The 7,618-nt window shown below is 35.3% G+C and carries 10 protein-coding genes and 1 pseudogene; 4 read left to right on the top strand and 7 right to left on the bottom strand.

The annotated features are described in order from the left end of the window. Positions 1 to 275: 275 nt before the first annotated feature. The 6 genes from KKC91_03045 to KKC91_03070 form a co-directional block, all read right to left on the bottom strand. The gene (locus KKC91_03045) at positions 276 to 551 is read right to left on the bottom strand and encodes a zinc-ribbon domain-containing protein (protein MBU0477528.1); all 276 of its coding nucleotides are present in this window, start codon (positions 549 to 551) and stop codon (positions 276 to 278) included. 108 nt (positions 552 to 659) lie between these two features. Then, the gene (locus KKC91_03050) at positions 660 to 1,616 is read right to left on the bottom strand and encodes a zinc-ribbon domain-containing protein (GenBank protein MBU0477529.1); all 957 of its coding nucleotides are present in this window, start codon (positions 1,614 to 1,616) and stop codon (positions 660 to 662) included. A gap of 12 nt (positions 1,617 to 1,628) precedes the next feature. Beyond that, the gene (locus tag KKC91_03055) at positions 1,629 to 1,928 is read right to left on the bottom strand and encodes a hypothetical protein (GenBank protein ID MBU0477530.1); all 300 of its coding nucleotides are present in this window, start codon (positions 1,926 to 1,928) and stop codon (positions 1,629 to 1,631) included. 4 nt (positions 1,929 to 1,932) lie between these two features. Beyond that, entirely contained in the window at positions 1,933 to 2,520 is a 588-nt protein-coding gene (locus tag KKC91_03060; GenBank protein MBU0477531.1) for a hypothetical protein, read from the bottom strand. Between the two features lie 25 nt (positions 2,521 to 2,545). Continuing rightward, entirely contained in the window at positions 2,546 to 3,541 is a 996-nt protein-coding gene (locus KKC91_03065; GenBank protein ID MBU0477532.1) for an SPFH domain-containing protein, read from the bottom strand. Between the two features lies 1 nt (position 3,542). Next, positions 3,543 to 4,061, bottom strand: a complete 519-nt coding sequence (locus KKC91_03070) for a hypothetical protein (GenBank protein ID MBU0477533.1) — start codon at positions 4,059 to 4,061, stop codon at positions 3,543 to 3,545. Positions 4,062 to 4,112: 51 nt separating this feature from the next. Between KKC91_03070 and KKC91_03075 the strand changes: the two genes are divergently transcribed. The 3 genes and pseudogenes from KKC91_03075 to KKC91_03085 all read left to right on the top strand — a co-directional run bounded on the left by KKC91_03075 (position 4,113) and on the right by KKC91_03085 (position 6,277). Next, complete coding sequence (locus KKC91_03075; GenBank protein MBU0477534.1) at positions 4,113 to 4,934, top strand: hypothetical protein; 822 nt, start codon at positions 4,113 to 4,115, stop codon at positions 4,932 to 4,934. An 80-nt stretch (positions 4,935 to 5,014) separates the two neighbouring features. Next, positions 5,015 to 5,800: pseudogene (locus tag KKC91_03080) on the top strand (hypothetical protein). A gap of 108 nt (positions 5,801 to 5,908) precedes the next feature. Further along, positions 5,909 to 6,277, top strand: a complete 369-nt coding sequence (locus tag KKC91_03085) for a hypothetical protein (protein MBU0477535.1) — start codon at positions 5,909 to 5,911, stop codon at positions 6,275 to 6,277. A 38-nt stretch (positions 6,278 to 6,315) separates the two neighbouring features. On the opposite strand, the gene KKC91_03090 is transcribed toward KKC91_03085, so the two are convergent. Then, a complete protein-coding gene (locus KKC91_03090) occupies positions 6,316 to 6,894 on the bottom strand; it encodes a hypothetical protein (protein MBU0477536.1) in 579 nt (192 codons plus the stop codon). Between the two features lie 185 nt (positions 6,895 to 7,079). On the opposite strand from KKC91_03090, the gene KKC91_03095 reads away from it, so the two are divergent. Continuing rightward, a complete protein-coding gene (locus KKC91_03095; protein MBU0477537.1) occupies positions 7,080 to 7,547 on the top strand; it encodes a hypothetical protein in 468 nt (155 codons plus the stop codon). Positions 7,548 to 7,618: the final 71 nt, after the last annotated feature.

The raw sequence follows: 7,618 nt of genomic DNA on the forward strand, positions 1-7,618 counted from the left end.
GTTGCCTCTGGCAGAAAAAATTAAATGCTTAGCTCTGTGGTGTTAAGTGGAATATCAAAGAGAACAAGGGCAGAAAAAAACAAGCAGATGCTTCTTGAGAATTAAAACAGAGAGGAATTAGGGAGATTTCAGATTCGCATAGGGATTAAACAATTTAGGTCAAGAGGAGAATTATGCTTTTAGACTGTTTCAAGAAGGGGTGTAAAATAGAATTTAGTTTGACTCTAAAGAAGATAAGTAGAGAACAAAAAATTTCTTATTAATTATTCATTTTCCTACAAATGCCACATCAACCAACGCCATATCCTATATATAATATTGCAGAAAAGCAAAATTAAGAGCAGAAAACCAAAAACTGAAAAAAGAATCCTCAAAATTCTCTTCTTTGCTTTTTCTACTTCTGTTGCAGTCTGTTTTATAATTTCCCTATCTATTTCTTGTATCTGTTCTTCTTTGGTTTTTTCCTGCCCTTCAACTTCAAGTCTTGTCCCGCATCTCTCACAAAACCTGCTGTCTTCCTCATTCTCAAAACCACAATCTAGGCATTTCATCTTTTTTCTCCCATAGAAAGATAAATTAGAAAAAGTTTAATATGGAATTACATTCTAAATATCTAATCCCTTTTTAGCCATGGTACCAAGAGAGATTATTGGGAAATCCTATTGAGATGGCAACCCATAGTCAGTTCTGTACAGTTTTACACTGTTCGTGCGGACATACCTGATCCCGATGGGTTCGAAAACGCACATCAGGGGGTCTATTCGTATTACACATCTCTCTAACCAATACCCGCATCCTTCCATGTTTCTTGAGATTTCCTTGTCATCAACTTTCATAGTATAAATAGGATAATACCATCTAACCCACACCATTCTTTTACTTTGCTCAACCACTAAAATCTTAAATGTGTGGGAATAGCCATACCGATCAACAAACTTTCCCTCGAATTGCTGAGGAGAACCAAGAACACTACATATACCACCTTGGCATGGTTCTTTAAGACCAAGGTCGAAAATTCTAATAGGCGTAGACGCAATCTTGTCACGTTCTCTCTCGGCGCGTTTTTTCTCTTCCTGTGCTTCCCGAGCTTTCTCTGCTTTTTCGTTTTCTATACGTTCTTGCTCTTTCTTCTCTAATTCGGCTTGTTCTCGCCTCGCTTTTTCTAGACGCTCTTGTTTTTTACGTTCATCTTCTTGTTTTGCTCTTTCTTCTTGCTCTATTTGTTGTGCTAGAAGTTCCTTTTCATGACGTTCTTTTTCTCTTGCTTCAGTCTTAAGTATTTTTTGATATTCTAACTGTTCAAGTCTTTTCTGTTGATTATCTGATATCTTTACAAAAAGCCAAATTAAAAGCAGACAAATAAGAACAGAAATAAGACTCAAAAGTTTCATCCTTCTCTTTTCTTCTTCTGTTACAGGCTGTCTTGCAATCTCCTCCATTATTTGGGGGGTTTCTACCCCCTGTTCTTCCTCAAATTTTTCTTCAGTTTCCTCTTCTTCTATTTCTGTTACTTCTATTGGCAAAACTGATTCTTTAGCCGTTTCAAGTCTTGCACCACACCTCTCGCAAAACCTGCTGTCCTCCTCGTTTTTATAATCACAATTTGGGCACATCATAAAATTCTTTATTTAATGTCTTTTTAGGGCAAAACCTGCACATATTCCAAAAAAAACTGCAAATATCCCTGCCATTAATATTGAACTTATACCCCACTTTCCCATTATAATTGCCACATAAATCATCCCAACTATGCAACCTGCACTAAGGAGTAAGGAAAAAACACCCAGCCCAACATTTCTTTCTTTTTTATTCTTCTTTCTTCTCTTTCCCAATAAAGGAATAGATTTTGAAGCTGTTAGCTCTGCACCGCACCTCTCACAAAATCTACCTTCTTCCTCATTCTCAAAACCACAATCCAAGCATTTCATTCAATTATTCCTTAATTTCCGCCCCACAATGCCGGCAAAAGTTTGTATTTGATGAAACAGCTAAACCACAGAGAGAACATGTTATCTTTTTATTCTTCCTTAAGATATTCAATGTTTTATCTTTCGCATTAGCAATCTTGTCTTCCAGATCTTGTATGTCTTTATTCAATTCCCGAATCTTTGGCAGGATTACCCTATATTCATGGGAGAGCTCTCTTGTGGTTGACCTGGAAAAAATCTCATCTATAAGACAAAATCTAATTTCGTCTTTTTCTATTTTTGCAGATGGGCCAAATGAACGAACACGATCTTCAATATAATGCAGCCTTATGAGATACCTGTCTTTCTCCCTTTCAATTCCTGTTTTCTTTGATTCTAACAGCTGCAAGCTTGCAACATTTTCAAGCCCAACTTTAAGTTCCCTTACTATTACTAAAGAGCCGTCTTCAGTTTTCCTGACAAGATATAAAGAATTACAAAATTGGCACCTAAATATATCTGTATCTTCTGTCCTGACAAGTAAACCACCGCATCCTTTTTTGCATATTAACTGGCTTAATTCAGTATTGCCTTTTGTTTCAAAATTTCTCATCTTGTAGGACCAAAACAGAACTTATTCAGATTTTTTTAAGCAATCCCTTCTTCTTTTCTTCAAACTCTTCTTTTGTTATTGCGCCAGCATCAAGAAGCTCCTTTAACTTTTTAATCTGTTCATAAGCATCTTCTTTTCCCTTCGGTTGCAATCCTTCTTTTATTGCACCAGCCATTGCAGTCCCAAGTCCAACACCAGCACCCAATCCCACGCCTATGCCTGCGACGCCATCTCGCTGGGTTGCAGCTTTTTCCAAAGCCTTTGCTGCCTGAAACTGCAGATATTTATTCATATCCTGAATAACATTCATTCCTGTCTTTGTGTCAATGAGTTTTTCCACTTCCTCGGGAATTGTGTAGCCAGAAAAATAAAAATCCACCAGTTCAACGCCAAATCTCGCAAAATCCTCTGAAAGATGATTTTTAACAATTGTTGACAATTCTGTATACAATTTGGGAAGTTCAAATATAGACTTAAGATTTTTCCCTAAAGTATCAGTTGTTCCAAATATTACAATTTCCTTTAAATATGGCCAAATTTCCTGATCTTCAAAGATGTTCTGTGTTCCTACAATCGTATTTACAAAAAGTTGGGGGTCATTAATGCGAATGGAAAATATCCCATGACAGCCGAATCTTATTATTCCCAGTTCGCTGTCTTTTAACATTAACTGGTTATCTCTCAATACTAAAGGGTTTTTTGTACCCCAAGGAATGCCTCTGAAAATCTTCAAATTAATAAAATAAACTTCTGCCCTGAAAGGGCTTGTTTTCCCATAACCAACTAATCGTGTTATCTTAGTAACCCCGGGTAAATTCTGGGTTTTAAGAACATGCCTGCCGGGACCAAAAACATCCAAAGCCTTTCCATCTCTGAAAAAGATAGCTGCCTGGCTTTCTCTTACAACAAGTTGGCTTCCAAAAGCTATTTGTGCCTGCGTTTCTCCTGTTTTGACATTGGGCTGTTGATATCTATAAACCATCCTTTTGCCAGAATTATCAAAAAACTCAATTACTTCCATTTTATTCCTCCAGTAATATTTTCTTTCTTGAGCTGAACAAACTGTTAAAATCGTCAATAATGCCGCCAATCTCTCTTAAGTATTTAGCAATCTCCCCGGACTTCTCATTTCCCATTTTTACAATCTCTTCTATGATATCTTTAATTTGCTCAACTTCCTCAACAAGTTCGGCATCAAACTTATATAATTTATCCAACTCCTGTTTCCCTACTTGAGAAAGATCAAACAAACCAGAGGCACCATATGTTGCATACCTTACTCGGTCTGCTGCTTTCGCAATCTTTTTCTGGATAGAATTAACTCGCCTCAATAAATCCATTTTATCTTCCTTGGCAAGAACTTCACATAAACTTCCTAATCTGTGTTCCTGCTCTTTGAGCATACTTGAAATACTTTCCCTCAATAATCTGTCTGCTTCTCTTCTTTTGCCACGCCTTGCATACCTGATAAAACCCGGAATTACAGCCCCAATTTTTTCTAAAAAAGACAGTTTCTCAACCCTTTTTTCTATTTTATCCATTCCACCCTCCATTCAGGAAAACTTTATATATTCATATTACCTGTAAAAAATATGCCAGTCAACAGAAGAAAAGGTATCAGTAAGGAAGAAAAAGCGGGTGAATTTGTCGCTAACACCTATGCAAAAAGGATATGGCCGTCTGTTAATGTTGGCAAAGGATTAGCACAAGGGTATCTCAATTTTGTTGAAAAACTGGGGAACAGCCTTGAGCCTCTGGGAAAGCGGTTAGAAGCAATGGAAGAAGAAGAAAGGCAGGAAAGGAAAAAGATTGAAGAACGGGATTTGAAGGATGAAGGCTCACATTTATATTCACTCAAAAAAATGCACGAGAAAGATGAAAGAAATAGGGAATATGAAGAGAAATTAAATAAATATGAAGAACAAATAAAAAGATTCGGAAAGCAAGTCATTCCTATTGAAGACATAAGAGAGGACATATATTCTAATTTAAAGGAGATAAAAGGAGTTACAAAAGACATTCCATATGAAAAAAGAAAAACAGAGCAACTTTCAGAAATTTATGATTTAGTGAGAAGTATAAACAAAGAGGTGCGTAATGCGTTAAATGAAAAGTATCCCACCTATAAAAGAAAAGAAAGTTTACAAACTGTAAGAGGAAAACTTAATACACTTGAAGAGATTCTCCAACAAACCAATGGATCCCGACTTGAGAAAAGTGTTTCTCTCATTGCAGCAGGATTGTTAACTTTGGGTTTAGTAGGAATGTTTTCAACTGGAATATCATCCTATACCGGTTATTCAATTCTGAATATCTCCAGCAAATCATATTCTCTGGCATTTATTTTCTCTATAATTTTTATAGTATCAGGAGCTATTCTTTTATTAAAAAAGAAAAAACGATTTAAGATGTAATTATCTATATCCTCTTCCTATTTCTTTTTTATGCTTTTAGGCTGTTTCCGGTAGTATAATTATGATAGTTAGGTTAAAAAATGACCATAGATAATACATATAAAGAACATCAAGTTTTCAAACAGTTATCAGAATATGCTGATTTTTACAAAAATCTTTCATTATAAATATTTCAGTTTATAACTCTGGGAACAAAAGCTATTTGCAACATTGACTCTTATGTATATTCTTCTATACAAGGAACACTTGAATCAATAAAAGATATTTTAATAAAAGGACGTATAAATGATTCATATGCACTATTGAGAAAATATTATGATTCGACAATAATTAATGTCTATTCCAACTTGTATTTGGATGATCATTTCAGCATTGAAAACTTTGTTGTTGAAAAGATTAATAATTGGTTAAAAGGAAAAGTAAAACTCCCTGAATATCGAGTAATGTCGCAGTATATTAAGGATTCGAAAAAGTTGTCTAACATTAATAAATTACTATACAAAGATAACACATATAAAAACATAAGAGACCGTTGTAATGACCATACTCATTATAACTTTTATCACTATGTACTTTTAAATGACAATGAAATATGTTTAGAAAATAGGTTAGAATTTTTAAATATCTTTTCGAAAGATTTAGAAAACATTTTTATATTGCACCTTTCATATCTTTTCTATCTAAACGATCATTATATGATGTCAATTGATTATGTTAATAGTTTAGACTGTGGGCTAACGCCAGAAGAAGGTTCTCAATATCTTGTTGCTCCTTTTATTCAAACAGCATTTGATACCGTGATAAAGAAAAACAGAATGGATTTAGCAAAAGAGATTAAGAGTAAAACATCAATGAAACTTGAGTAAAATCTGGGAGTAAAAATTTAGAGTACTTTCATAAGGGTTGTCTCGAAATTTATGCTTTTAGGCTGTTTCCGGTGATATAATAAAGATAATTAGATGGAGAAAAAGTTAATGATAGAAGAAGAGCAAGCAAAAAGGAAGGCTGAAGAAATTAAAGACATATTGAAACGGAAATTTAATCAGGAAGCTCAAGTAGACGAAAGAAGACTAAGATGGGAAGGGAAATATTATAAATTAACATGGAGTACTTTAGGCAGGGGAAAGTGGAGCACATTTTTGTCAGTATGTACGCGCGGATGGTTAAAAATTCACGAAAGAAATCCATCTAAACACCCTATACCCTATAAAGATCATCTTGATAACTTAGTAAGTAAAGGTTTTAGAATTATTGGAGAGGATACAGATGGTCTAAGCTATGTCGATTGGGATATTCCAAACCTAGCAGAATTTGTTAAATTACAATTTGAATACTACACTTAAGACAGGTAGGAAAACACTAAAAGGCGATTTCTGAGTGCTTATTTGAACAGCGATAAATACTGGGCAGTTTCAGGTCTTTCATCCTTTCGGAATCCTCTGCCTCTGCCTGCCAAATCATCTTCCTGCTTTCCAAGCAAACCCACAAGAGAGTTAAATTTTTTGCTCACTTCCTTGTCATTCAGATTCTCACGATTAAATCCCAAAACATAAAAATTTATTCTTGCCCTGTCTGTGTAATTAAATATCTTCTTCTGGGAACCTTCGTAATTGTCAATGCATTTCAGCAAAAATTCGTTTTTTTCTGCTATGTTTGAATTTCCAGGAGTAAGTCTTGCAAGAATATAAGCAAAATCCTCTATGCTGTGCCCTTTTCCCCCTGCTTCTGAAGAATAGGTGTAAATCCCTTTTGTATTCAGTTCGCAGACAGCATCTCTCACTGCCCCCTCAATATCACGCAGATCAAAGACATGTTTTTCATTGTCTTTCTCGCCGATTTTATTTATACGAGGGTCTAATCTTATATGCAGACTTCCATCCTTAAGCAAAAGGTTTCCCTCTATTTCTTTTGCATTCCTATTTGGGAAAAGATACGAAAGCAGATTATTTTTGAATGCCATTTTACCTGGGATATCAAGGCAGGCAGGATTTATAAACCTTTCTATTTGTAGTTACTAAGTCGTAGTAATATATTGAAGACTACATCTCTTTATCTGTCACTTTCATATTCGTTGTCATTGTGTTCTTATATTGTTTTAATCAGCAAAAGTGCTAAAATTAACCAATCTATAAAAGAAGAGCTGACATGGACCCATTAGAAAGAAAAAAACAGGAAGACCTGCTGAGTGGGAATTACATACAGAGAGGCGGAAAGAGAGTAGTAATAAAAGATAAGGACGGGAAACAGGTTCCCATAACTGATCAGCAAAAGATTACAGGGCTTGATGAAACCGGCGGCATAGTTGACTTGGAGTCTGACAATATTCATGAATATGACTGCCAGTGCCCGGCAGAAGGAAGGCAAAATTATGGCGGGAAATGCGCGATATGCGGTTCTACTTTCTGTAATAATATTCTGAATGACAAGCCGACATGCTACAGGAAATGCTCATGGTGTCATTTAAAAATATGCATGCGACATGTAAGAGGCAGGGAAGGACATCCTGTTTACTGCTCTGTAAAATGTTTTTTATTGGCTAATCCTGTAATTCTTGCAGGACTGATTATTGGAATAACTGTTATCATCTCATTAATCATAGCATCAGCACCCTAATCACTTTTTGTTTTATGGAACAAAGAAAAGACAGCCAGAAAAACGAAAACCCTGAACTCAACGTAATAGAA

The organism is bacterium, from assembly GCA_018812485.1.
Lineage (GTDB): Bacteria > JAHJDO01 > JAHJDO01 > JAHJDO01 > JAHJDO01 > JAHJDO01.